The organism is Citrobacter sp. wls716, assembly GCF_005280975.1.
GTDB lineage: Bacteria > Pseudomonadota > Gammaproteobacteria > Enterobacterales > Enterobacteriaceae > Citrobacter > Citrobacter youngae.
Genome location: NZ_SZWX01000031.1, coordinates 299,366 through 323,095, shown reverse-complemented (window position 1 = coordinate 323,095; position 23,730 = coordinate 299,366). Strand labels below are relative to the sequence as shown.

At 53.4% G+C, this 23,730-nt stretch carries 22 protein-coding genes; 18 read left to right on the top strand and 4 right to left on the bottom strand.

Translation table 11 applies throughout. The annotated features are described in order from the left end of the window. The 5 genes from pgaB (at nt 1) to FDX24_RS11615 (ending at nt 4,453) form a co-directional block, all read left to right on the top strand. Nucleotides 1–2,022, top strand: coding sequence for a poly-beta-1,6-N-acetyl-D-glucosamine N-deacetylase PgaB (pgaB, locus tag FDX24_RS11635; protein WP_048213135.1), 2,022 nt, complete (start codon nt 1–3; stop codon nt 2,020–2,022). Then, nucleotides 2,019–3,353 (top strand): poly-beta-1,6-N-acetyl-D-glucosamine synthase, encoded by a 1,335-nt coding sequence (gene pgaC / locus FDX24_RS11630; protein WP_040232145.1) that lies wholly within the window; start codon nt 2,019–2,021, stop codon nt 3,351–3,353. The genes pgaB and pgaC overlap by 4 nt, the downstream gene beginning before the upstream one ends. Then, entirely contained in the window at nt 3,350–3,856 is a 507-nt protein-coding gene (gene pgaD, locus FDX24_RS11625) for a poly-beta-1,6-N-acetyl-D-glucosamine biosynthesis protein PgaD (protein WP_048213134.1), read from the top strand. The genes pgaC and pgaD overlap by 4 nt, the downstream gene beginning before the upstream one ends. 82 nt (nt 3,857–3,938) lie before the next feature. Further along, a complete protein-coding gene (yjdI, locus tag FDX24_RS11620; RefSeq protein ID WP_005123368.1) occupies nt 3,939–4,169 on the top strand; it encodes a 4Fe-4S mono-cluster protein YjdI in 231 nt (76 codons plus the stop codon). A gap of 11 nt (nt 4,170–4,180) precedes the next feature. After that, on the top strand, nt 4,181–4,453 hold the full coding sequence (locus FDX24_RS11615; protein WP_048213132.1) for a GNAT family N-acetyltransferase: 273 nt from the start codon (nt 4,181–4,183) through the stop codon (nt 4,451–4,453). 42 nt (nt 4,454–4,495) lie between these two features. Here FDX24_RS11615 and FDX24_RS11610 read toward each other — a convergent pair whose 3' ends face one another. Continuing rightward, nucleotides 4,496–5,425: a LysR substrate-binding domain-containing protein gene (locus FDX24_RS11610; RefSeq protein ID WP_061068513.1), complete on the bottom strand. Its 930-nt coding sequence runs from the start codon at nt 5,423–5,425 to the stop codon at nt 4,496–4,498. Nucleotides 5,426–5,815: 390 nt separating this feature from the next. Between FDX24_RS11610 and FDX24_RS11605 the strand changes: the two genes are divergently transcribed. From FDX24_RS11605 to FDX24_RS11575, 7 genes are all read left to right on the top strand, one after another. Further along, a complete protein-coding gene (locus tag FDX24_RS11605; protein ID WP_048213131.1) occupies nt 5,816–6,421 on the top strand; it encodes an ankyrin repeat domain-containing protein in 606 nt (201 codons plus the stop codon). Nucleotides 6,422–6,538: 117 nt separating this feature from the next. Next, nucleotides 6,539–7,336 carry a DUF2877 domain-containing protein gene (locus FDX24_RS11600; RefSeq protein ID WP_137364337.1) on the top strand — a complete coding sequence of 266 codons (798 nt, stop codon included), beginning with the start codon at nt 6,539–6,541 and terminating at the stop codon, nt 7,334–7,336. Beyond that, nucleotides 7,314–8,861, top strand: a complete 1,548-nt coding sequence (gene fdrA, locus FDX24_RS11595) for an acyl-CoA synthetase FdrA (RefSeq protein ID WP_048213129.1) — start codon at nt 7,314–7,316, stop codon at nt 8,859–8,861. Before FDX24_RS11600 ends, fdrA begins: the two co-directional genes overlap by 23 nt. After that, nucleotides 8,861–10,279 carry a DUF1116 domain-containing protein gene (locus FDX24_RS11590; protein ID WP_003033887.1) on the top strand — a complete coding sequence of 473 codons (1,419 nt, stop codon included), beginning with the start codon at nt 8,861–8,863 and terminating at the stop codon, nt 10,277–10,279. Before fdrA ends, FDX24_RS11590 begins: the two co-directional genes overlap by 1 nt. Nucleotides 10,280–10,396: 117 nt before the next feature. Next, nucleotides 10,397–11,947, top strand: a complete 1,551-nt coding sequence (locus FDX24_RS11585; protein WP_105242191.1) for a xanthine permease — start codon at nt 10,397–10,399, stop codon at nt 11,945–11,947. 26 nt (nt 11,948–11,973) lie between these two features. After that, nucleotides 11,974–12,924: a carbamate kinase family protein gene (locus FDX24_RS11580; protein ID WP_137364336.1), complete on the top strand. Its 951-nt coding sequence runs from the start codon at nt 11,974–11,976 to the stop codon at nt 12,922–12,924. Nucleotides 12,925–12,936: 12 nt separating this feature from the next. Further along, nucleotides 12,937–14,319 (top strand): amidohydrolase family protein, encoded by a 1,383-nt coding sequence (locus FDX24_RS11575; protein WP_048213126.1) that lies wholly within the window; start codon nt 12,937–12,939, stop codon nt 14,317–14,319. 44 nt (nt 14,320–14,363) lie between these two features. Here the strand turns inward: FDX24_RS11575 and FDX24_RS11570 are convergent, their stop codons facing one another. Continuing rightward, entirely contained in the window at nt 14,364–15,254 is an 891-nt protein-coding gene (locus tag FDX24_RS11570; protein WP_048213125.1) for a nickel/cobalt efflux protein RcnA, read from the bottom strand. A gap of 120 nt (nt 15,255–15,374) precedes the next feature. Here FDX24_RS11570 and rcnR point away from each other — a divergent pair, with 120 nt between their 5' ends. Further along, on the top strand, nt 15,375–15,647 hold the full coding sequence (rcnR, locus tag FDX24_RS11565; RefSeq protein WP_003825567.1) for a Ni(II)/Co(II)-binding transcriptional repressor RcnR: 273 nt from the start codon (nt 15,375–15,377) through the stop codon (nt 15,645–15,647). 53 nt (nt 15,648–15,700) lie between these two features. On the opposite strand, the gene FDX24_RS11560 is transcribed toward rcnR, so the two are convergent. Further along, on the bottom strand, nt 15,701–16,930 hold the full coding sequence (locus FDX24_RS11560; protein ID WP_048213124.1) for an amino acid permease: 1,230 nt from the start codon (nt 16,928–16,930) through the stop codon (nt 15,701–15,703). Nucleotides 16,931–17,072: 142 nt separating this feature from the next. After that, nucleotides 17,073–17,528: a multidrug/biocide efflux PACE transporter gene (locus FDX24_RS11555; RefSeq protein ID WP_048213123.1), complete on the bottom strand. Its 456-nt coding sequence runs from the start codon at nt 17,526–17,528 to the stop codon at nt 17,073–17,075. A 101-nt stretch (nt 17,529–17,629) separates the two neighbouring features. On the opposite strand from FDX24_RS11555, the gene FDX24_RS11550 reads away from it, so the two are divergent. The 5 genes from FDX24_RS11550 (at nt 17,630) to araE (ending at nt 23,657) form a co-directional block, all read left to right on the top strand. Next, on the top strand, nt 17,630–18,514 hold the full coding sequence (locus tag FDX24_RS11550) for a LysR family transcriptional regulator (protein ID WP_048213122.1): 885 nt from the start codon (nt 17,630–17,632) through the stop codon (nt 18,512–18,514). A gap of 102 nt (nt 18,515–18,616) precedes the next feature. Then, a complete protein-coding gene (locus tag FDX24_RS11545; protein WP_005123390.1) occupies nt 18,617–19,795 on the top strand; it encodes an acetyl-CoA C-acetyltransferase in 1,179 nt (392 codons plus the stop codon). A 470-nt stretch (nt 19,796–20,265) separates the two neighbouring features. Further along, nucleotides 20,266–21,102, top strand: a complete 837-nt coding sequence (gene kduI / locus FDX24_RS11540) for a 5-dehydro-4-deoxy-D-glucuronate isomerase (RefSeq protein ID WP_005123391.1) — start codon at nt 20,266–20,268, stop codon at nt 21,100–21,102. A 58-nt stretch (nt 21,103–21,160) separates the two neighbouring features. Further along, on the top strand, nt 21,161–21,922 hold the full coding sequence (kduD, locus tag FDX24_RS11535; protein WP_137364335.1) for a 2-dehydro-3-deoxy-D-gluconate 5-dehydrogenase KduD: 762 nt from the start codon (nt 21,161–21,163) through the stop codon (nt 21,920–21,922). A 316-nt stretch (nt 21,923–22,238) separates the two neighbouring features. Next, on the top strand, nt 22,239–23,657 hold the full coding sequence (gene araE / locus FDX24_RS11530; protein WP_061068508.1) for an arabinose-proton symporter AraE: 1,419 nt from the start codon (nt 22,239–22,241) through the stop codon (nt 23,655–23,657). Nucleotides 23,658–23,730: the final 73 nt, after the last annotated feature.

The following is a 23,730-nucleotide window of genomic DNA, read 5'->3' as shown; positions in this document are numbered from 1 at the left end:
ATGCTGAAAAGATGCCTATGGCTTAGCGCACTCATCGCTGGCTGGTTGATGATTACCGCGTGCAGCAGTGCGCACAATACGACGCCTCGCTACGTTCCTCCTGATGAGAGAACGCCGCTGACGGCCGATCACCCGTGGCCGAAAAATAGTTTTTTGGTTCTGGGTTATCACGATGTAGAGGATGATGCAGCCGATCAGCGCTACCTCTCTGTGCGTACCAGCGCGCTGAGCGATCAAATAGCCTGGCTCCGTGATAATGGCTATAACCCGATCAGCGTTCAGCAAATTCTGGATGCTCATGACGGTAAAATCGTGCTGCCGGAAAAAGCGGTTCTGCTCACCTTTGATGACGGGTATAGCAGTTTCTATACCCGCGTCTGGCCGCTGCTGAAAGCTTACAACTGGCCAGCCCTTTGGGCACCGGTTGGAAGCTGGGTGGATGCCCCTGCGGACAAAAAAGTCGATTTTGGTGGCCTGATGACGGCGCGCGACAAATTCGCCACCTGGAAGATGGTCGAGGAAATGGGCAAATCGCCGTTGGTGGAAATCGGCGCGCATACCTGGAACTCGCATTTCGGTGCTGAGGCGAACCCGCAGGGAAGTAAAGAACCTGCAGTGGCAAACCGTCTCTACGATAAGAAAACCGGCACTTACGAAACGGACGAGCAATACTATCGCCGTATTAATACCGATATCTCTTTGATCACCAATAAAATTAAAGCGGTAACGGGGAAATCGCCACGTGCGTGGGTATGGCCTTACGGTGCCGCCAGCGGTACGACCTTAAACCTGGCCAAAGAGCAAGGTTATAAGATGGCGTTTACGCTTAATGAAGGGCTGGCGAATGCGGCATTCCTTGATGATATCCCGCGTGTACTGATTTCTGATAACCCATCGCTCAAGCGTTTTGCCAGTCAGGTTGCTCAGGTGCGTGAACCGCAGACGATGCGCGTGATGCATGTCGATCTGGATTACGTCTATGACAAAGACCCCGCCCAGCAGAAGCGCAACATCGATAAGCTGATCCAGCGTGTCTACGACATGCGTATCTCTCATGTCTTCCTGCAGGCGTATGCCGACCCTAAAGGCGACGGGAACATTCGCGAGGTCTATTTCCCTAACCGCTGGCTGCCGATGCGCGCCGATCTGTTTAACTATATCTCCTGGCAGTTACAAACCCGTGCAGGGGTTACCGTGTACGCCTGGATGCCGGTGCTGGCTTTCGATCTGGATGCCTCAATTCCGCGTGTAACGGCATGGGATCCGAAAACCGGACGTACTGCGATCAACCGCGAGAACTATGTCCGTCTTTCACCCTGGAGCAGTGAAGCGCGTCAGCGCATTACCGAGATCTACGAAGACCTGGCGAAGCACGCCAGCTTCAAAGGCATCTTGTTCCATGACGATGCCTTCCTGACGGATTTTGAAGATGCATCGCCGGAGGCGTTAGCCGCCTACCGTGCCGCAGGACTTCCGGGAAGCATCGAGCAAATCCGTAATAACCCTCAGGCGTTTGAGCGCTGGACGCGCCTGAAAAGTAAGATGCTGATCGACTTCACGAAGCAGTTGACGCAATCGGTACGCAATATTCGCGGTCCGCAGGTGCAAACCGCCCGTAATATCTATGCTATGCCGGTACTGGAACCGGAGAGTGAAGCCTGGTTTGCGCAAAACCTGAATGATTTCCTGAATACCTATGACTGGACGGCACCCATGGCGATGCCATTTATGGAGCAGATCCCGGCCAATGATGCTAACGCCTGGCTTGATCGACTGGTGAATGCTGTCGCACAGACGCCCGGCGCGCTGGATAAAACCGTGTTTGAACTGCAGGCACGCGATTGGCGTAAATCCGGGGAACAGGCCGAAATCAGCGGTAAACAGCTCGCCGAATGGATGCGTCAGCTTAAGTTAAGCGGCGCAGGCAACTATGGCTATTACCCGGATGATTTCATCAGCGATAAACCTGAGATGTCAGAGATTCGTTCGACGTTCTCCTCATACTGGTACCCGCAAAAATGACCGATCGCATAATTGCTTTCCTGATACTTTGCCTGATGTTCAGCCTGCCGTTTGGCGTGGCTGTCGTCTTCACGGGTGAAGTGATGTTGAACTTTGTCTTCTTCTGGCCCTTGTTCATGTCTGCATTGTGGATAAGCGGCGGGGTCTATTTCTGGTTTTACCGTGAGCGTCACTGGAAATGGGGAGATGAAACGCCGCCGCCTACTTTGGAGGGAAATCCGCTGGTCTCGATTTTGATCCCGTGTTTTAACGAAGGGATCAACGCGCGCGAAACGATCGAGGCCGCACTGGCCCAGCGATATAAGAATATTGAAGTTATTGCCATCAATGATGGTTCGACGGATGACACGCACGATGTTCTGGAACAGCTGGCAACAGAGTACCCAAGCCTGCGAGTGATTCACTTAGCGGAAAACCAGGGGAAAGCCCTGGCTCTTAAGACCGGCGCAGCTGCAGCGCGCAGCGATTACCTGGTGTGCATTGATGGGGATGCGTTACTGGATCGTGATGCCGTCGCCTATATCGTGGCTCCGCTTATCCAGTTCCCGCGCGTTGGTGCGGTGACCGGTAACCCGCGTATTCGTACCCGCTCGACGTTAATTGGCCGCGTACAGGTTGGTGAGTTCTCGTCGATTATCGGCTTAATCAAGCGTACCCAGCGAGTCTACGGGCAGATATTTACCGTTTCAGGTGTCGTTGCCGCGTTTCGTCGCCGGGCGTTGGCTGAAGTTGGCTACTGGAGCCCGGACATGATCACCGAAGATATCGACATCAGTTGGAAGCTGCAATTACGCCACTGGTCGGTATTCTTTGAGCCGCGCGCGCTGTGCTGGATCCTGATGCCTGAAACATTGAAAGGACTGTGGAAACAGCGCCTGCGCTGGGCACAAGGTGGTGCGGAGGTGTTTATCGTTAACATGCGCCGCCTGTGGTCGTGGGAATTCCGCCGTATGTGGCCGCTGTTCCTTGAGTTCTGTTTCTCTACCGCTTGGGCATTTGCGTATGCGGTTAGTATCGTGCTGTTCCTGTTAGGGCTGCTATTCCCGATGCCAGACACGCTGTATGTTCAGCATCTGTTCCCGCCAGCCTTCACTGGACTTATCCTCGGCGTGGTCTGCCTGTTGCAGTTCGCGGTGAGCCTGATGATTGAACGGCGCTATGAAAAAGGGATTGGGGCCTCATTGTTCTGGATCATCTGGTTCCCGGTGGTGTACTGGATGCTGAGTCTGTTCACCACGCTGGTGGCGTTCCCCAAAGTGATGCTCAAACGCAAACGCGGCAGGGCACGCTGGGTCAGTCCTGATCGCGGTATCGGGAGGATTGAATCATGAACCAACCGCTGATTTTTACCGAACGGCGTCTGCTGCCGCGGGTGATCGACGTCGTGTTGACGCTTATTGCCTGGATTGGGTTCTTATACCTGATTTATAAAGGGTTGATCGTCGCACTGGCGCATTCACCGCATATAGGGGTTCGCCCCTTTTTCACGACCCTGGATACGGTGACGTTTTACATTCTTATTGCCCTGGTCAATGGTCTGGTGCTAATTGGTTGGGCTAAGTACAACCAGTTTCGTTTCCGGGTGGAACGCCGCAGTCGCAGACCGGGTCTGGAAGAGCATGAGCTGGCGGAAAGTTTACGCATTACCCGCGAGCTGGTGACCGAGCTGAACAAGGCGAGGGTGCTGACGGTTCACCATCATGAAAGTGGTGAGATCAGTCATATCGATGTGGACAGGGATATCGCCGATAACCGTCTGCCGCCACCGACGCCTGCGATGCTGGAGTATTTGCCACCAGAGCAGCAGCCGTCGTGGCAGAGACGGTCTGAGTGATATTTCTGCTTTCAGCGGCTTCCTTCAGCCTCGCATCGGTCTATGATTAGACCCAGACAATAAAAAAATGTGAGGCAATGTCGTGGATAAGGAACTACTGGATGCAGGTTACCGGGCCTATACCGGCGAGAAGATTGATGTCTATTTCAACACGGGGATGTGCCAACATTCGGGTAATTGCGTACGAGGAAGCGCAAAGCTTTTTAACCTGAAGCGTAAACCGTGGATCATCCCGGATGAAGTCGATGTTGCGACGGTTATCAGGGTTATTGATACCTGTCCGAGTGGTGCACTGAAGTATCGCCAGAAATAAGTGAGGGAACCATGGAAATTCTTGCAGGCCACAACAAATTTTATGTGAACGATGCTGAAGGCAAGCAGGTCGCCGAGATTGTTTTTGTGCCGACGGGCGAGCATCTGAGCATCATTGAACATACCGATGTCGACCCCAGCCTGAAAGGTCAGGGCGTCGGCAAACAGCTGGTGGCGAAAGTGGTAGAGAAGATGCGCGCTGAAAACCGCAAAGTTATTCCGCTGTGCCCGTTTGCCAAACATGAATTTGATAAAACCCGCGAGTACGACGATATCCGCGCCTGATCATCTTATATGAACCGGAAGGTATAACAGCCATCCGGTTCATCACTCCCGATGCAGCAGATCCTGATAAATCCCCGTCAGTATCCCTTGTGGCCCAAACTCTTTTTTAATCCACTGCGTTACACGACCGGTTGCCGAATGCTGGGTTGCCAACAGCATTCGTGAATCCTGACGCGGGTTGTGGATCTGCCGCGTCACCAGCAGCGACTTTTCCATCGCTTCGCGTACCATATAGTCCGGTAAAAAGCCAATGCCTTCACCCAGGATCTGGCACTGGCACTTGGTATTAAAATCGGGAACCAGAATCGACTCCTGTCCGTGTAACAGCCAGCCGACCTTCTTGTTAATGGTGTGCGCGGTGTCTTCCACCATGATGTTCGGGTACAGGCGCAGCTGGCTCTCAGAAATGGGTTCAGGCATAAAGGCGAGCGGATGATCCGGGGCAATCGCAAACGACCAACGGATCGCGCCGATCTCGGTGTAATCAATGCCGCCGCCATCCAGTAACGTATCAGGCGCGCCGATAGCGATGTTGGCGAGGTTGTTGATGATCGAATCCCAGACGCCGTTATACACCTCGGTGGTGACGGTTATCTGGCAGGTCGGAAACTGCTTTTTGAGTACCTGTAACAGCCGTGCAGTATGCTGTGGGGTATACAACAGCTGGTTAATGCAAATGCGTACCCTCGCTTCAATTCCCTGGGCGATAGTATCGATGCTGCGCTTGATGGCGTGGAAGTCATTCAGCAGGTCGGTTGCTTTGCGAAAGAAGTAGCGACCGGACTCGGTGAGCTCAATGCTGCGGGTACTGCGAGTAAACAGCACCACATCGAGCCCCATCTCCATACGTTTGATGGTGTAGCTGATGGCCGACGTTGTTAAGCCAAGCTCTTCAGCCGCCTTGCTAAAGCTGCTGTAGCGGGCAGCCATCGTAAACGCCAGTAGGTTTTCCTCGGTAAATATTGAATTCATCTTTCTCTCCTCCGGCGACAATGCGCATCCGCAACACGATGATTGTTGAATGTATTTGTAATCCTTATACAGAGCAATCAGTTTTGAACAAAATTTAACACTAGTTTTACATTTGATTTGAAGGCAATCACACTTCTGTATTTTAATTGCAGGCCGCTATCCGTGCAGCATACCGCCTGATTCACCGGACTACTGATTAGTGGCTAAAAGGGCCCCAGCCATAAGGGAAAGATTGCACTACAGCACGTTTTGTTCTCATTGTTAAAATTGATTCAATAATCGATGCACTAACGATGAATGAAATTTAAGCGGATGTTATTCTCTGCACTCTGTTGCTATTCTCAGGTTATCGGATATTTAAAAAGTCTAAAAAACTGCAGGAGAGTGATTATGTCAGAGAAAGAACTTATTACTGAATTTCTGCTGGCGGCAGAACAGGGTAACGTCGAAGGATTAAAATCCTGTCTGGAAAAAAATGTGGATATTAATGCCACCAACCGTCAGGGCCGTACTGCCATAATTATTGCCAGCCTGAATAAGCATTACGATTGTGTTTCTTTATTGATTGCCGCCGGTGCTGATATTAATAAGCAAGATCAAACCTGCTTTAATCCATTCCTGATTAGCTGCCTGACAAATGACTTAACGCTACTGCGTTTGGTATTACCGGCTAACCCGGATCTTGAGCGTCTGAGTCGTTTTGGCGGTGTCGGCATTACGCCTGCCAGCGAAAAAGGTCATGTTGAGATCGTGCGCGAGCTGCTGCTGCATACCGATATTAATGTCAACCACACCAATTTCGTTGGCTGGACGCCGCTGCTGGAAGCTATCGTACTTAACGACGGCGGCGCGAAGCAGCAGGAGATCGTCAAGCTGCTGCTCGACCATGGCGCGAACCCGCACATGACGGATAAATACGGTAAAACCCCGCTGGAACTGGCGCGGGAGAAAGGTTACCACGAAATTGCCGAGCTGCTGATTGCCGCCGGAGCCTGACAGAGGAGCGCCGCTATCGCCACGCCATCACGGCGATGCGTTCGGGCGCTAACCGCCGACGGCGCGTTTCTTTCATTCCGGGGAACCGGGCGAGTAGAACAGGTTTTTTCCCGCGCGGTGAATCTGTTCATACCCAAGCAGCAGCGATTACTGACGTTACTGAGTGAAGGCTGTGATAACGCGCCCAATAGCTGTCGGCTGGCGCTGACGCATTGTGAAGACCTGTTTCATCCCGGTGAGCCGGTCAGTTTTACCGAATCAGGGATTGTCGTTGGTAAGGATAAGTGGATAGAGACTTCCGGGTGCCTGCCGTGGCGAATGCCACAGTGGACGCCAGATGCAACAGCGTTTGCGGCTATTCGGTGGCAGCGCTGGGAAGAGGATATCCGCCAACAGCTTAAAAACGATGACACATTATTTCTGTATCAGGGTGACAATCCGTTTTTTCAGGAAATCACCCGTCAATTACGCAACCGCCGACAAACATTACTGACGGCGTTGCGTACAGGAGAAAATATCTCTACAGCGGTCAGCCATTTAATTGGTCTGGGGATTGGGCTGACGCCATCATCGGATGATTATTTAGTTGGTCTAAGTACCATCTTATTTATTCCAGGACACCCGCTGGGAAAATATCGGGGAGAGTTTTTAGCCGCCTTGCAGCGTGACGGAAATAATACGACATTACTCAGTAAAATTACGCTGGAGGAGGCTTTTCATCAGCGCTATCGGGAAAGTGTCGCACGACTGCTGAACCATATTATTAATGAGCAACAACCCGTTTCTACGCAATATATAACTGATATTAAAAATATCGGCTCAAGTTCTGGCTGCGACATGCTGTACGGTATGGCAGATGCCTGCGCCCTGAGCCACAGGTCCGGAGGGAATTATGTCGATCAGGATAGTTGTTAAAAAGAATACGTACTTTGATTCGGTCTCACTGATGTCTATTTCAACACGCGCAAATAAGCTCGATGGTGTGGAGCAGGCGTTCGTGGCTATGGCGACAGAAATGAATAAGGGCGTGCTGAAGAATCTCGGCCTGCTCACGCCTGAACTGGAAGAGGCGAAAAGTGGCGATCTGATGATTGTCATTAAAGGCGCCAGCGAAGCGGCGAACGAGCAGACGCTGGTGGCGATTGAGGATCTGTTCACGCATAAAGAGCAGGGCGGCCAGCACGAAGCGCGCTACGCTACGCTCGCCAGCGCGAAGAAACATGTTCCTGACAGCAACCTGGCGGTGATCTCGGTCAATGGCCTGTTTGCCGCGCGTGAAGCGCGTCAGGCGCTGCAAAATAACCTCAACGTGATGTTGTTCTCTGACAACGTCTCTCTTGAAGACGAGCTGACGCTTAAGCAACTGGCGCACGAAAAAGGGCTGTTGATGATGGGGCCAGACTGCGGAACCGCCATTATTAACGGCGCGGCGCTGTGTTTTGGCAACGCAGTGCGTCGCGGCAACATCGGAATTATTGGTGCGTCCGGTACCGGTAGCCAGGAACTGAGCGTACGCATTCACGAGTTTGGCGGCGGGATTTCCCAACTGATTGGCACCGGTGGACGCGATCTGAGTGAAAAGATTGGCGGCCTGATGATGCTTGACGCGATTGGCATGTTGGAAGCCGATCCGCAAACCGAAATCATTGCACTGATCTCCAAACCGCCTGCACCTGCGGTGGCCCGCAAGGTACTGGAACGTGCACGCGCCTGTCATAAGCCCGTGGTGGTGTGTTTCCTTGGACGTGATGCCGCGCCTGCGGATGAAGCGGGGCTGCAGTTCGCACGTGGCACCAAAGAAGCTGCGCTGAAAGCGGTACTGCTGACAGGCGTGAAAAAAGAGAGCCTGGATCTGCATCCGCTCAACTGGCCGCTGATTGAAGAGGTTCGCGCCCGTCTGACCCCGCAACAAAAGTACATCCGTGGCTTGTTCTGCGGTGGCACGCTGTGCGATGAGGCGATGTTTGCCGCCATGGAAAAACATGCCGAAGTGTACAGCAACATTCATCCGGACCCGGCATTCCGCCTCACGGATCTCAATCGCAGCGTCGCGCATACCTTCCTTGATTTCGGTGATGATGATTTCACCAACGGTAAACCGCACCCGATGATCGATCCCACCAACCGCATTAGTCGTCTGTTGCAGGAAGCGCGCGATCCTGAAGTCGGCGTGATCGTGATGGACTTTGTGCTTGGCTTTGGATCGCATGAAGATCCGGTTGGCGTAATGCTCGATGCGATCGTTGAAGCCAAAGCGATCGCCGCCGCAGACGGTCGTCCGCTTGAGATCCTCGGCTATGTGCTGGGAACCGATCTTGATACGCCATCGCTGGAAAAACAGTGTCAGATGCTGACTGATGCTGGTGTTATCTGGGCGAGCAGTAGCACCAACACCGGATTGCTGGCGCGTGAATTTATCTGTAAAGGGGAGGAAGCCTGATGAGCCAGACGCTGTTTAACCAGCCGCTGAATGTGATTAACGTCGGTATCGCGATGTTCAGCGATGACCTGAAAAAGCAGAACGTTCCCGTGACCCAGCTCGACTGGACGCCGCCGGGCCAGGGCAACATGCAGGTGGTTGCGGCACTGGACGAGATTGCCGATTCGCCGCTGGCAGACAAAATCGCTGCCGCTAACCAGCAGGCGCTGGAACGTATTATCCAGTCGCATCCGGTGCTGATTGGCTATGACCAGGCAATCAATGTCGTGCCGGGGATGACCCGCAACACCATCCTGCACGCTGGACCGCCAATCCGCTGGGAAAAAATGTGCGGCGCAATGAAGGGCGCAGTCACCGGTGCGCTGGTGTTTGAAGGGCTGGCGAAAGATCTGGATGAAGCCGCCGAACTGGCCGCCTCGGGCGAAATTATCTTCTCTCCGTGCCACGAGCATGACTGCGTTGGCTCGATGGCGGGTGTGACGTCAGCATCCATGTTTATGCACATCGTTGAGAACAAAACCTACGGCAACCGCGCATATACCAATATGAGCGAGCAGATGGCGAAGATCCTGCGCATGGGGGCGAACGATCAGAGCGTTATCGATCGTCTGAACTGGATGCGTGATGTGCTGGGACCGATGCTGCGCGACGCCATGAAGCTGGCGGGCGAAATCGATCTGCGCCTGATGTTGGCGCAGGCGCTACACATGGGCGATGAGTGCCATAACCGTAACAATGCCGGGACGGCGCTGCTGATTCAGGCGCTGACGCCGTGGATTATTCAGACCGGTTATCCGGTTGAGCAGCAGCGTGAGGTGTTCGAATTCGTCCTCAGCAGCGATTACTTCTCCGGGCCGACCTGGATGGCGATGTGTAAAGCCGCAATGGACGCTGCACACGGCATTGAATACAGCACCGTGGTGACGACGATGGCGCGTAACGGCGTTGAGTTCGGTCTGCGCATCAGCGGCTTACCGGGTCAGTGGTTTACCGGTCCGGCGCAACAGGTGATTGGCCCGATGTTTGCGGGCTATAAGCCGGAAGATTCAGGACGCGATATCGGCGATAGCGCGATTACCGAAACCTACGGTATTGGCGGTTTCGCCATGGCGACGGCACCGGCTATCGTGGCGCTGGTCGGTGGTACGGTCGAAGAGGCCGTTGATTTCTCGCGCCAGATGCGTGAAATCACTCTCGGCGAAAACCCCAACGTCACCATTCCGCTGCTTGGTTTTATGGGCGTACCGACCGCTATCGATATTACGCGCGTGGGCAGCACCGGCATTTTGCCGGTGATCAACACCGCAATTGCGCACAAAGACGCGGGGATCGGCATGATCGGTGCCGGAATAGTCCACCCGCCGTTCGCCTGTTTTGAAAAGGCGATCCTCAACTGGCGCGACCGCTACTGCCAATAACAACAATCGGGGCTGACGCGGTTAGCCCCACAGTAGCGAAGCGAAAAACGTTGCTTACCTGCAGGGCTGGGCGATCTCCGCGATCGCAAACGATGCTTAACCTGTTAAGGATATTCCATGAACAGCATAAAACTAGAATGGAAACGTGGTGACTGGGCAGCTTACTTTGGGCTGATGACCAACAACCTGACTAACCTGCTGACAATGATGGGGCTGCTCATTTTTGTCGTCGGGATCCCTACCGAAATTGTCTATGGTCGCATTGCGCCTGCCTTTGGTCTGGCGGTGCTGGTGGCCAGCGTCTGCTACGCCTGGTTTGGCCTGCAGATGGCAAAGCACACCGGGCGTAAAGACGTGACGGCGCTGCCGTCCGGACCGAGCGCACCGTCAATCTTTACCGTCACCTTCCTGGTACTGATGCCGGTTTATCAGCAAACCAAAGATGCCAACTTTGCGATTCAGATAGCGCTGGTATGGTGCTTTGTAGAAGCGTTAATCCTGGTCGGCGGCTCCTTCCTGGGCGAAACCATCCGCAAGATGATCCCACGTACGGTACTGCTTTCTTGTCTGTCCGGCCTGGGACTGTTGCTGCTGGCGATGAACCCGATGCTGCAGGCATTCGAAGCGCCGACCGTCTCTTTCATCGTCCTGTTGCTGATCTTCATTAACTGGTTCGGTAAGAAGCCGATTTTTGCCCGTATTCCTACCGGTTTGCTGCTGCTGATTGCCGGTACGGCCCTGGCGTGGATCTCCGGTTTACAAAGCCCGGAAGCCATTAAAGCGTCGATGTCTTCCTTTGGCTTCAACCCGCCGGAAATTCATGTCGACAGCTTCCTGCAAGGTTTGCCGCACGCGCTGCCGTATCTGGCTTCTGCGGTTCCTCTGGGTCTGGCGAACTACATTTTCGACCTTGAGAACATTGAAAGTGCGCACGCGGCGGGGGATGAGTACAACACCCGTAAGGTGATGATGGCGAATGGCTTTGCCTCCATGCTCGGCTGCATGCTGGGCAATCCGTTCCCGGTGACCGTGTATGTTGGGCATGCGGGCTGGAAAGCGATGGGCGCCAGCATCGGCTATACCCTCGCTTCAGGCATCACCATGTTCCTGGTACCGCTGTTTGGGCTGGGCGCGTTTATGCTCGCCATTATTCCGATGACTGCGATAGTGCCGATTCTGGTGTTTATCGGCGTGGTGACCGCCAACCAGGTGGTACGAGAAACACCCAAAGTAGAGGTTCCCGTCATCTTCATCTGTCTGTTCCCGTGGATTGCCAACTGGGCATTGACCATCGTTAACAGCGTGATGGGCGCCGCCGGAACCTCTGCGGGGAAACTGGGCAGTGACCTGCTGCACAGCAAAGGCGTCTATTACGACGGACTGGTGCATCTGGGAAGCGGCGCGCCGCTGGCCAGCATGCTGTGGGGCTGTGTCGCTATCTTCGCCATTATGAATAAGCCGTTACGCGGGGCGATTGCCGCAGCCTTTGGGGCACTGCTGTCGCTGTTTGGCGTGATCCACTCCCCGGCAGTTGGCTTTGCTGAGGGCAGCTCGATGATGTTTGTTGTGGCCTACCTGATGATGAGCGGCATGTTTGTCGTCAAACATATTCTCGACAGTCGTGAAGCGGCTACTGCGCCTGAGCAGGAACCGACGAAAACAACCTGAATCGCCTGCAAGCGGAAGAAAATACGATGAAAGAACTTGTGGTCGTTGCCATTGGCGGCAACAGCATTATCAAAGATAACGCCAGCCAGTCGATTGAGCACCAGGCTGAAGCGGTGAAGGCGGTGGCGGACACGGTGCTGGAGATGTTGGCATCGGACTACAACATTGTGCTGACACACGGTAACGGGCCGCAGGTGGGGCTGGATCTCCGGCGTGCTGAAATCGCGCACGAACGCGAAGGTTTGCCGCTTACCCCGCTGGCAAACTGCGTTGCCGATACTCAGGGCGGTATCGGTTATCTGATCCAACAGGCGCTGAATAACCGTCTGGCGCGGCGCGGTGAGCAGAAGGCAGTTACGGTGGTCACGCAGGTGGAGGTCGACAAAAACGATCCGGGCTTCGCTAATCCGACCAAGCCTATCGGGGCGTTCTTTAGCGAAGCGCAGCGCGATGAGTTGCTGCGGGTCAATCCGGGCTGGCGCTTTGTCGAGGATTCGGGGCGCGGCTACCGGCGGGTTGTGGCTTCCCCTGAACCCAAACGTATTGTTGAAGCAGAGGCCATCAAAACGCTGACCCAGCAGGGGTTTGTGGTGATTGGTGCGGGTGGCGGCGGCATCCCGGTGGTGCGTAGCGAGCACGGGGATTATCACAGCGTGGATGCGGTGATTGATAAAGATCTCTCCACGGCGTTGCTGGCACAGGAGATCCGCGCCGACATTCTGGTGATCACCACCGGCGTAGAGAAAGTGTGTATTCACTTCGGCAAACCCAACCAGCAGGCGCTGGATACGGTGGATATTGCGACAATGACCGGCTACATGCAGGAAGGTCACTTCCCGCCGGGCAGTATGTTACCCAAAATCGTTGCCAGCCTGACGTTCCTGGCGCGCGGCGGTAAGCGGGTAATCATCACCACGCCGGAATGCCTGCCCGCCGCACTGCGCGGTGAAACGGGCACCCATATTGTCCATTCCTGAGAGGAGATGCGAATGAAGGAAAGTAACAGCCGCCGTGAATTTTTAAGCCAGAGCGGAAAAATGGTCACTGCTGCCGCGCTGTTTGGCGCAGTCGCCCCGGTCGCGTATGCTGCTAATCCTGTCGGGAACACCTGCGGGTCGAAGAGCACAATGACGATTAACGATAAGCACTATTACCTGGATAACGTCCTGCTGGAAGCGGGGTTTGATTACGAAAACTCGGTGGTGGTACATACCCGTACCGCGCTGCAAACCGTTGAAATCCAGGACGGGAAAATTGTTGCGCTGCGCGAGAATAAGCAGCATCCGGATGCGGCGCTGCCGCACTACGATGCGGGTGGAAAGCTGATGCTGCCCGCCATGCGCGACATGCATATCCATCTGGATAAAACCTTTTACGGCGGTCCCTGGCGTTCGCTGAACCGTCCGGCGGGCACCACCATTCAGGATATGATCCGCCTGGAGCAAAAGCTGCTGCCTGAACTCCAGCCTTATACCCAGGAGCGGGCGGAAAAGCTTATCGATCTGCTGCAATCAAAAGGCACCTCGATTGCCCGCAGTCATTGCAATATCGAACCGGTTTCCGGACTGAAAAACCTGGAGAACCTGCAGGCGGTGCTGGCGCGTCGCCAGCCGGGTTTTGCCTGCGAAATCGTGGCGTTTCCGCAGCATGGCCTGCTGTTATCAAAATCTGAACCGTTAATGCGTGAAGCGATGCAGGCGGGAGCGCAGTATGTCGGCGGTCTGGACCCAACCAGCGTCGACGGCGCGATGGAAAAATCACTCGATACCATGTTCCAGATTGCGCTCGATTACAACAAAGGCGTGGATATCCATCTGCATGAAACCAGTCCGGCGGGCGTGGCGGCGGTGAATTACATGGTGGAAACGGTTGAGAAAACCCCGCAGTTGAAGGGAAAACTGACCATCAGCCATGCATTTGCGCTGTCTACGCTGAACGAGCAGCAGGTGGATGAACTGGCAGCCCGCATGGCGGCGCAGCAGATTACCATTGCCTCGACGGTGCCGATTGGCACGATGCACATGCCGCTAAAACAGCTGCGCGACAAAGGCGTGGAAGTGATTACCGGCACCGACAGCGTGATTGACCACTGGTCGCCGTACGGCCTGGGAGACATGCTGGAGAAGGCGAATCTGTACGCGCAGCTCTATATTCGCCCGAATGAACTCAACCTGTCGCGGGCGCTGTTTCTCGCTACCGGTGATGTGCTGCCGCTTAACGATAAAGGTGAGCGCGTCTGGCCGAAAGCGCAGGATGAAGCCAGCTTTGTGCTGGTGGATGCCTCCTGCTCGGCGGAAGCGGTCGCGCGAATCTCCCCACGCACTGCGACCTTCCATAAAGGGCAACTGGTGTGGGGGAATGTCGCAAGCTAGCCTGGTTCTACGCGCAGCGGCTATCGCTGCTGCGCTCCCATATATTAACCGACGATCCCCATATAGCCGTGAATCCCCATATATACGCCGACCATCGCGATGAGCACGCTGGAAAAATAGGGCGCTTTGCGTGCCAGCGTGTTAAATCCGCTCCAGCGTTTGGCCGCCTGCTGCACGCTGATTGCCGCGCCCACGCCCACCGTTACCAGCGTTATCGCCAGCCCGAGGCTAAAGCACAGCACCATCGTTGCCCCCAGCGTAAAGGCTTTGAGCTGGATACAAATCAGCAGTACCGTAATGGCCGCAGGACACGGGATTAACCCGCCGGTCAGGCCAAACAATAAAATTTGGCCGTTGGTGACCTCTTTGCCCGCAAAGCGGCGCTGAATATCGGTGGCATGTGCGCGTTCGTGCGCGTCCTGATACTCTTTCGAACCCTCGCTCAGCCCTGCTAACGCGGCATGGTTATGATCGTGGTCATGGTGATGGTGATGATCGTCATCGTGGTCATGATGGTGGTGGTGATGATCGTCATGATCATGGTGGTGGTGATGCCCGTGATCGTGGTCGTGATGCGTCTGGGCCAGCCAGTTCTGCTCTCCCTGCCAGGTCCGCCAGAACATCCAGAATGCGGTCCCGAGAATAATTATCGCCGAGACAAACTGCAGCCAGGGCTCCACGGCCTGGGCTGTAAACGCTTTGCTGATATACATCCCGCCGAGCGCAATCAACCACACCACAGCGGTATGCGACAGGGTAGCCGCCAGCCCCAGCATCACCGCCTGCTTGATAGTCCCCTTTATGGCGATAATAAAGGCCGCCATCATTGTCTTGGAATGCCCCGGTTCCAGACCGTGTAACACGCCCAATAAGATCGCGCTGGGAATGAAAAACCAGGCGTTGCCTTGCTGAAGAAGCGTCGAAAACTCACCCATGAGAATGATTCTTAGTTGTTTTGTTTCACCGGATTCTACTCCCCCCCAGTATCAAATACTACCCCCCAGTAGAATGTCGATGGTATTGTCGCTACAGCCAGACGTTAAAAAGGTAAAGTTATGTCACATACGATCCGCGACAAACAGAAGCTGAAAGCCCGAACCAGTAAGATTCAGGGGCAGGTAGCGGCGTTGAAAACCATGCTGGATGAACCGCATGAATGCGCGGCGGTATTGCAGCAAATAGCGGCGATCCGCGGGGCGGTAAATGGATTAATGCGCGAAGTGATTAAAGGTCATCTGACCGAGCACATTGTGCATCAGGGCGATGAAATAAAGCGTGAAGAGGATTTGGACGTTGTCCTGAAAGTGCTGGATTCGTACATCAAATAAGTCAGTTTAACGGCTCATCCACACACTGATGAATGAGCCGTTGATAACGTCATTTAGCCAAAAAACATCACAGATACACACAGCAGACCGACAATCAACGTTATCAGGTTCCCCACTGAACGGTACGGCTTCAGCGCCGGGATCAGATAGGTCGATAACGTCGGCATGATAAACAGAATCATGGCAATCAGCGGCCCACTGATCGCGTAAATCATTGAAATGGCATTCGGGTTAATGCAGCAGATGATAAACGTGATGCTTGAGACCAACATAATGGACAGGGCGCGGTTAAAGGCCCGGCTTTTCTTCACACCTACCTGATGCAGCGACGTTTTTACAACTTCTGTCGCCCCTTCAATTACGCCAAAGTAGGTGCCGAGGAACGATTTTGACATCGCCACGACGGCAACAATAATCCCGGAGATTGACAGCCAGGCCGGCGCGTTTGGCATCATCGATAGTGCTGACAGAATGGTCACGCCTTCATTTTTTGCATCCTCGATATAGTTTGTCGGAATCGAAAGCAAACAGCTGAAAACGAAAAACAGCACGCTCAGGCAGATGATGACGTAGGCTACCTTCATGATTTTTTTGCATTTACCCATGGCCTGCTCGCCATATTTCTCACGTCGATCAATGGCGAACGTGGAGATAATTGGCGTATGGCTAAAAGCGAAAACCATCACGGGAATAGATATCCAAACCTGATGAAGCGTGTGCTGATCGACAGACATCTGGCCGGTGAGTAGCGTTGGCTGCCAGCTTCCGGTCAGGTAGAGCGAAAGGAATAAAAAATACGCGATGAGCGGGAACACCAGAAAGCCCATCACCCGGATGGTGGCCTGGCGACCCATCAGAAAAATTAAATTCAGCACCAGTACCACGCCGAGACTTACCAGCATGCGTATGCGTAGATCAATCTCGATATGTTTTGCCAACTGTTCGGTGAGTGAATTGGTTATCGCCACGGCGTAGATCAGCACCACCACAAAGAAGGCAATAAAATAAAGCGTCGTAATCAGGCTGCCTATCTTCTTGCCATAGTAGTGGGTGACCGCGCCGGTGATCCCTTCACCTGCAGAGGTTTTTGACGACAGGATAAACTGGCACAGCGCCTTGTGCGGCCAGTAGGTTAAAGGCCAGGCGACGAGTGCGGTGATAAACAGTACCACCGCGCCTGCAGAACCCAGCTGTATGGGAAGGAAGAGGGTTCCTGCGCCGACGGCAGTCCCATATAGTGCGAAGCTCCAGAGAGTCTCTTCTTTTGACCAAAATTTCGACATTATTTGAACGTATCAACTATAAAATAAACAAAAAGAAGCGCAATTTACCACAAATGAGAGGGGCTGGGGGAGGTGTGAACAAGTGGGCTGGTGAATGGATGAATAGCCGGAATTGAGAAAATTCCGGCTATTGTTTGAATTATCAGGCAGTAACGCGCTGCTGGCGACGCTTCATAACACGCTCGCGTAACGTGTCATATGCCCAGTTATAGAACATGGTGTACGGCAGGAAGAACAGGAAGAAACCTATTTCCAACGTGAATGCTTGAAACAGGCTGACGTTCAGCACATACGCCACGATGCTCACCCCGATCACAATAAAACCACTCTCAAAACCTAACGCGTGGAATGCGCGTACTTTAGCCGTACGTTTCACCAGATGTGACGGCCATAAGCGGTCAAACAGGGCGTTATATATGATATTCCAGATCATTGCTGTCGTTGCCAGCAGAATGGTCAGCCCGCCCATTTCCAGTACCGAGCGCTGCATCAACCATGCGGTGGTTGGTGCGAGAACAGCGGTGGCAATGCCTTCAAAGCAGACGGCATGAAAAATGCGCTCCATTAACGAGCGACGTTGGACTGTATCGTGTTGCATAACCTAAAACCTTCTTTGATGCCCGGATAACGGAATGGTGGCAATTTTATCGTTTTATGTGATATCTAAAAGATAGTATCCATCGATAAAGTAGATAGTTCATGCGTTACTCTCCTGAAGCGTTAACGGCATTTGTAGAGACCGTTTCCTGCGGCTCATTTTCTGCTGCGGCCCGGCGGCTGCGCAAAAGCCAGTCCACCATCAGTACGGCCATTGCGCATCTGGAAGCCGACCTTGGTTTTGCGCTGTTTGACCGTTCATCACGCCAGCCAACGCTGACCGAAGAAGGTAAGCGGGTGCTGGGTTATGTGCAGGCCATTCTGTCAGCGAGCGATCGTCTGGACGAAGCGGCGATTTCGCTGTCGGGTGAAACGGAAGCGCGTTTGACCTTCGTGTTGTCAGATACGCTGCATCCGGATGTGCTGGAAGAACTGATGGTGCAGTTTGACCGTAAGTTTCCCCATACCGAGTTTGAATGTCTGATTGGTGAAGACGAGGACGTGATCGATCTGCTGCAAAAAGGACGTGCTCAGGTGGGATTGATCGAAGCGCGGGAGGATTACCCGACCGACATGGGCGTCACGCGCCTGCCGATGCAAACCTGGATGGGATTATATGTTGCGGCTTCGCATCCGCTGGCGGCGCAGGAAAAACTGCAGTGGGAACAGCTGCATACCTGGCGCGAGCTGCGTCTGAACACCTATCTGGAAAGCCGTACCAACGTGGCGCGCGGCCCTGTGTGGTCTGCTCCCAACTATTTGTTGCTGCTGAGTATGGCGGTTCAGGGATTCGGCTGGTGCGCGCTGCCTTGCGCGCTGGTAGAAGAATTTGCCGCAGAAAAGCCGCTGGTTCCATTGACGCTGCCCGGTTGGCCAAAGGCTATCTCTATCGATCTGTTGTGGAATAAGAAATCCCCGCCAGGCGTGGCGGGAAGTTGGTTGCGCGACCATTTACAGCAGAGTGGCGTTCAGATGACCAATAAATGATACGAATTTCCTTTGTGATAAAAATCACCGTTTTTAAACAACCTTGATAACTCTTTTTAACAATCATCTACTATTGCGGTGTTATTTTGCGCTGAGGTGGTGATGAAAGAGGTTGTGATAGTCGGGGCGTTAAGGACACCGATTGGCTGCTTCCAGGGGACGCTGGCGCGCCACTCTGCCGTTGAATTAGGTAGCATGGTAGTCAGGGCGTTACTGGAACGCACGGGCGTGGACGTTCATGCTGTGGATGAAGTGATCCTCGGTCAGGTGCTTACCGCAGGTGCCGGGCAGAATCCGGCGCGTCAGTCTGCCATCAATGGTGGGCTACCCAATACCGTTTCCGCCATCACCATTAACGATGTCTGTGGTTCGGGCCTGAAAGCGCTGCATCTGGCGACCCAGGCTATCCAGTGCGGCGAAGCCGACATTGTGATTGCGGGCGGGCAAGAGAATATGAGCCGTGCCCCGCATGTCCTTACCGATAGCCGCACCGGCGCACAGCTGGGGAACAGCCAACTGGTCGACAGCCTGGTACATGACGGTCTGTGGGATGCCTTCAACGATTATCACATGGGCGTTACCGCGGAAAACCTGGCACGGGAATATGGTATCAGCCGCGAATTACAGGACGCCTACGCGCTTCATTCGCAGCACAAAGCGCGGATGGCAATTGATGCCGGGCGCTTTAAAGATGAGATCGTGCCGGTAGTGACCCAGCGTAACGGGCAATCCTTTGTGGTGGATACCGACGAGCAGCCGCGCACCGATGCCAGCGCCGAAGGGCTGGCGCGTCTGGATCCTACCTTCGACAGACTCGGTTCGGTCACGGCGGGCAACGCGTCATCTATCAATGATGGCGCTGCCGCGGTGATGATGATGAGCGAAGCCAAAGCGCAGGCGCTGAATTTACCCATACTGGCGCGCATTCGCGCCTTTGCCAGCGTCGGTGTCGATCCTGCGCTCATGGGGATAGCTCCGGTATACGCGACGCGTCGCTGCCTTGAGCGCGTCGGCTGGCAACTGGCGGATGTCGATTTGATTGAAGCCAATGAAGCATTCGCCGCGCAGGCATTATCCGTTGGGAAAATGCTGGAATGGGACGAGCGTCGGGTGAATGTGAACGGCGGAGCCATTGCGCTCGGTCATCCGATTGGCGCATCAGGCTGCCGGATTCTGGTTTCACTGGTACATGAAATGGTGAAGCGTCGGGCGCATAAAGGGCTGGCAACGTTATGTATCGGCGGCGGCCAGGGGGTGGCACTCGCTATCGAACGAGATTAACGATCTTACATTTACCGTCTTAAACGCCTTTCTAAGTGTTTTCCCTGCACCTGTAAAAAAGCCCTCCAGCAGGAGGGCAAGGCCAGTTACAGAAACATACACTCTAAACACAGTCAACTTATCAAAACATTGTTTCATTTCATGTGATTAACTGCGCACTTTGTTAGAAAAGGTGTCTTATCGGCCTATAAACTCGGCTGAATTTTCCATTTTTTATCCCCACCTCTAGTGAATGAATAAATTTATCTTATTGTTATTCAATGATTTTATTTAAACCTATTTCGCTATTTATACGCGCTGGCGTGATCGCACTTACACTTTTGATAATAAGATGCGGAAAAAGTGAAACATCGTTTTAGTTATAATTGAAAACCCGTCCCGGGAGGGATATCATGAACGCATTAGGTAAAACGGAACGGCGTTTTGCTATCGCTCAAGAATTCACGGTCAATTTATCACTGGAGGTAAATGTGGACGTAAGACAAAGCATCCATAGTGCGCATGCGAAAACCCTGGATACCCAGGCGCTGCGTAATGAGTTTTTGGTAGAAGAAGTGTTTGTCGCAGATGAATACACCATGGTCTACAGCCACATCGACCGCATCATTGTTGGCGGCATTATGCCTGTGGGCAAAACCGTCTCTGTGGGTGGTGAAGTTGGCAAACAGCTGGGCGTAACCTACTTCCTGGAGCGTCGTGAGTTAGGCGTGATCAACATCGGTGGACCGGGCACGATTACCGTTGACGGTCAGTGTTATGAAATTGGTCATCGCGATGCGCTGTATGTCGGTAAAGGGGCAAAAGAAGTTGTTTTTGCAAGCATTGACCCTGCAAAACCCGCCAAGTTCTATTATAACTGCGCGCCGGCACACATGACTTATCCAACCAAAAAAGTGACCCCAGCCGACGTTGCGCCAGTGACGTTGGGTGATGATCTCACGAGTAACCGCCGTACCATCAACAAGTATTTTGTGCCGGACGTACTGGAAACCTGCCAACTGAGCATGGGCCTGACCGAACTGGCGCCGGGCAACCTGTGGAACACCATGCCGTGCCATACCCATGAACGCCGTATGGAAGTCTATTTCTACTTCAATATGGAAGAGGACACCTGTGTCTTCCACATGATGGGGCAGCCTCAGGAAACGCGTCATATAGTGATGCACAACGAGCAGGCGGTGATTTCTCCGAGCTGGTCAATTCACTCCGGCGTCGGCACAAAAGCGTATACGTTCATTTGGGGCATGGTCGGCGAAAACCAGGTCTTTGATGATATGGACCATGTTGCAGTCAAAGATCTGCGCTAGTTGCGGGCGACAGCCTTGCCTGCCTGTGGCGGGCATTATAAAAATTTAAGGATTTACAATGATTTTGAATGCATTCTCTCTTGAAGGTAAAGCCGCCGTTGTGACGGGTTGTGACACCGGTCTGGGTCAGGGTATGGCGCTGGGCCTGGCGGAAGCGGGCTGCGATATCGTGGGTATCAACATTGTTGAGCCGACTGAAACCATCGAACGTGTTACCGCCCTGGGCCGCCGTTTTTTAAGCCTGACCGCCGATCTGCGTCAGATTGATGGTATTCCGGCACTGCTGGAGCGTGCGGTCGCAGAATTCGGTCATATCGACATTCTGGTCAACAACGCCGGTCTTATCCGTCGTGACGATGCTATCGACTTCAGCGAAAAAGACTGGGACGACGTGATGAACCTGAACATTAAGAGCGTGTTCTTCATGTCTCAGGCGGCGGCGAAGCACTTTATCGCGCAGGGTAATGGCGGCAAAATTATCAACATCGCCTCTATGCTCTCCTTCCAGGGCGGCATCCGAGTGCCGTCTTACACCGCGTCTAAAAGCGGCGTAATGGGCGTCACCCGTCTGATGGCCAACGAGTGGGCAAAACATAACATCAACGTGAATGCGATCGCGCCGGGTTATATGGCGACCAATAACACGCAGCAACTGCGTGCTGATGAGCAGCGTAGCGCCGAAATTCTCGATCGTATCCCGGCGGGCCGTTGGGGTCTGCCAAGCGATCTGATGGGGCCAGTAGTGTTCCTGGCGTCCAGCGCATCTGACTACATTAACGGTTATACCGTTGCGGTCGACGGTGGGTGGCTGGCGCGTTAATTTACCGTCCAGCATCAACAAACCCTGCCAATGGCAGGGTTTTTTTTGGTGTTAAGTTATTTTAGTCCATATTCTGTTTATAAGTTAATCCATACATAATTATATATATATGGGTTGGCAATAATTAATACTCTTTAATATCAGTGCATTAAATTTAATTGAGTAATTAGCGATAAATTTTAAAATTGGAATATCCATCACATAACGATGTGGTGCAGCAATTTTATCCATGTTTTTGCCGTTTCCCGCCTGACGCTTCCTGTAAGGGATCCCTTACTTTCATCGACATGGCTTACTCTGTATCTGGCAGGAAAAAATGGTCTCAATTAATCATGAAGCTGCTTTAACACCGCGTACGCAGCGCGATACGCGACGTATGAACTTGTTTGTCTCTATTTCTGCGGCTGTCGCAGGGTTGTTATTTGGCCTCGATATCGGCGTAATTGCCGGCGCGTTGCCTTTCATCACCGATCACTTTGTCCTGACCAGTCGCCTGCAGGAGTGGGTGGTCAGCAGTATGATGCTTGGCGCGGCAATTGGTGCGCTGTTTAACGGTTGGCTGTCATTCCGCCTGGGACGTAAATACAGTCTGATGGCCGGGGCGATCCTGTTTGTCGTTGGTTCCCTGGGGTCAGCATTTGCTTCAAGCGTGGAAATGCTCATTTTTGCCCGCGTGGTACTGGGCGTTGCCGTAGGTATCGCCTCTTACACCGCGCCGCTCTATCTCTCCGAAATGGCCAGTGAGAACGTGCGCGGCAAGATGATCAGCATGTATCAACTGATGGTAACGCTGGGGATCGTACTGGCCTTTTTATCTGATACGGCGTTTAGCTACAGCGGTAACTGGCGCGCTATGCTGGGCGTGCTGGCGCTTCCGGCGGTGTTACTGATTATCCTGGTTGTTTTCCTGCCAAACAGCCCGCGCTGGCTGGCGGAGAAAGGCCGCCACATCGAAGCCGAAGAAGTATTGCGCATGCTGCGCGATACGTCAGAAAAGGCCCGTGATGAACTGAACGAAATTCGTGAAAGCCTGAAGCTGAAGCAGGGCGGTTGGGCGTTGTTTAAAATTAACCGTAACGTGCGCCGCGCAGTTTTTCTTGGGATGTTACTGCAGGCGATGCAGCAGTTCACCGGGATGAACATCATTATGTACTACGCCCCACGTATTTTTAAAATGGCCGGTTTTACCACGACTGAACAGCAGATGATTGCCACGTTAGTCGTTGGCTTAACCTTTATGTTCGCGACTTTTATTGCTGTTTTTACAGTAGATAAAGCCGGACGCAAACCGGCGCTGAAAATTGGTTTCAGCGTGATGGCCATTGGGACGCTGGTGCTTGGTTATTGCCTGATGCAGTTTGATAACGGCACGGCTTCCAGTGGGCTATCCTGGCTGTCAGTTGGCATGACGATGATGTGTATTGCCGGCTACGCAATGAGCGCCGCGCCGGTGGTGTGGATCCTGTGTTCTGAGATTCAGCCGCTAAAATGTCGCGATTTTGGTATCACCTGTTCCACCACCACGAACTGGGTGTCGAACATGATTATCGGCGCAACCTTCCTGACGTTACTCGACAGCATTGGCGCAGCCGGTACGTTCTGGCTTTATACCGCACTGAACGTCGTATTTATTGGTATTACCTTCTGGCTTATTCCTGAAACCAAAAACGTTACGCTTGAGCATATCGAACGTAAGCTGATGGCTGGCGAGAAGTTAAGAGATATTGGGGTGTAAGTAGTGAGGCGCAGTGTCGGATGACGTCTCGTGCAGGCCGGGCAAGCGTAAGCGATACCCGGCATTTTTGTAT

What these genes read in the sequence shown, in the direction of transcription:
- FDX24_RS11590 (WP_003033887.1), top strand. Translation starts at nt 8,861, where the DNA reads ATGAGCCAGACGCTGTTTAACCAGCCGCTGAATGTGATTAACGTCGGT.
- fdrA (WP_048213129.1), top strand. Translation starts at nt 7,314, where the DNA reads ATGTCGATCAGGATAGTTGTTAAAAAGAATACGTACTTTGATTCGGTC.
- FDX24_RS11560 (WP_048213124.1), bottom strand. Translation starts at nt 16,930, where the DNA reads ATGTCGAAATTTTGGTCAAAAGAAGAGACTCTCTGGAGCTTCGCACTA.
- araE (WP_061068508.1), top strand. Translation starts at nt 22,239, where the DNA reads ATGGTCTCAATTAATCATGAAGCTGCTTTAACACCGCGTACGCAGCGC.
- FDX24_RS11580 (WP_137364336.1), top strand. Translation starts at nt 11,974, where the DNA reads ATGAAAGAACTTGTGGTCGTTGCCATTGGCGGCAACAGCATTATCAAA.
- pgaB (WP_048213135.1), top strand. Translation starts at nt 1, where the DNA reads ATGCTGAAAAGATGCCTATGGCTTAGCGCACTCATCGCTGGCTGGTTG.
- FDX24_RS11570 (WP_048213125.1), bottom strand. Translation starts at nt 15,254, where the DNA reads ATGGGTGAGTTTTCGACGCTTCTTCAGCAAGGCAACGCCTGGTTTTTC.
- FDX24_RS11555 (WP_048213123.1), bottom strand. Translation starts at nt 17,528, where the DNA reads ATGCAACACGATACAGTCCAACGTCGCTCGTTAATGGAGCGCATTTTT.
- FDX24_RS11610 (WP_061068513.1), bottom strand. Translation starts at nt 5,425, where the DNA reads ATGAATTCAATATTTACCGAGGAAAACCTACTGGCGTTTACGATGGCT.
- FDX24_RS11585 (WP_105242191.1), top strand. Translation starts at nt 10,397, where the DNA reads ATGAACAGCATAAAACTAGAATGGAAACGTGGTGACTGGGCAGCTTAC.
- FDX24_RS11545 (WP_005123390.1), top strand. Translation starts at nt 18,617, where the DNA reads ATGAAAGAGGTTGTGATAGTCGGGGCGTTAAGGACACCGATTGGCTGC.
- FDX24_RS11605 (WP_048213131.1), top strand. Translation starts at nt 5,816, where the DNA reads ATGTCAGAGAAAGAACTTATTACTGAATTTCTGCTGGCGGCAGAACAG.
- pgaD (WP_048213134.1), top strand. Translation starts at nt 3,350, where the DNA reads ATGAACCAACCGCTGATTTTTACCGAACGGCGTCTGCTGCCGCGGGTG.
- kduD (WP_137364335.1), top strand. Translation starts at nt 21,161, where the DNA reads ATGATTTTGAATGCATTCTCTCTTGAAGGTAAAGCCGCCGTTGTGACG.
- pgaC (WP_040232145.1), top strand. Translation starts at nt 2,019, where the DNA reads ATGACCGATCGCATAATTGCTTTCCTGATACTTTGCCTGATGTTCAGC.
- FDX24_RS11550 (WP_048213122.1), top strand. Translation starts at nt 17,630, where the DNA reads ATGCGTTACTCTCCTGAAGCGTTAACGGCATTTGTAGAGACCGTTTCC.
- FDX24_RS11575 (WP_048213126.1), top strand. Translation starts at nt 12,937, where the DNA reads ATGAAGGAAAGTAACAGCCGCCGTGAATTTTTAAGCCAGAGCGGAAAA.
- rcnR (WP_003825567.1), top strand. Translation starts at nt 15,375, where the DNA reads ATGTCACATACGATCCGCGACAAACAGAAGCTGAAAGCCCGAACCAGT.
- FDX24_RS11615 (WP_048213132.1), top strand. Translation starts at nt 4,181, where the DNA reads ATGGAAATTCTTGCAGGCCACAACAAATTTTATGTGAACGATGCTGAA.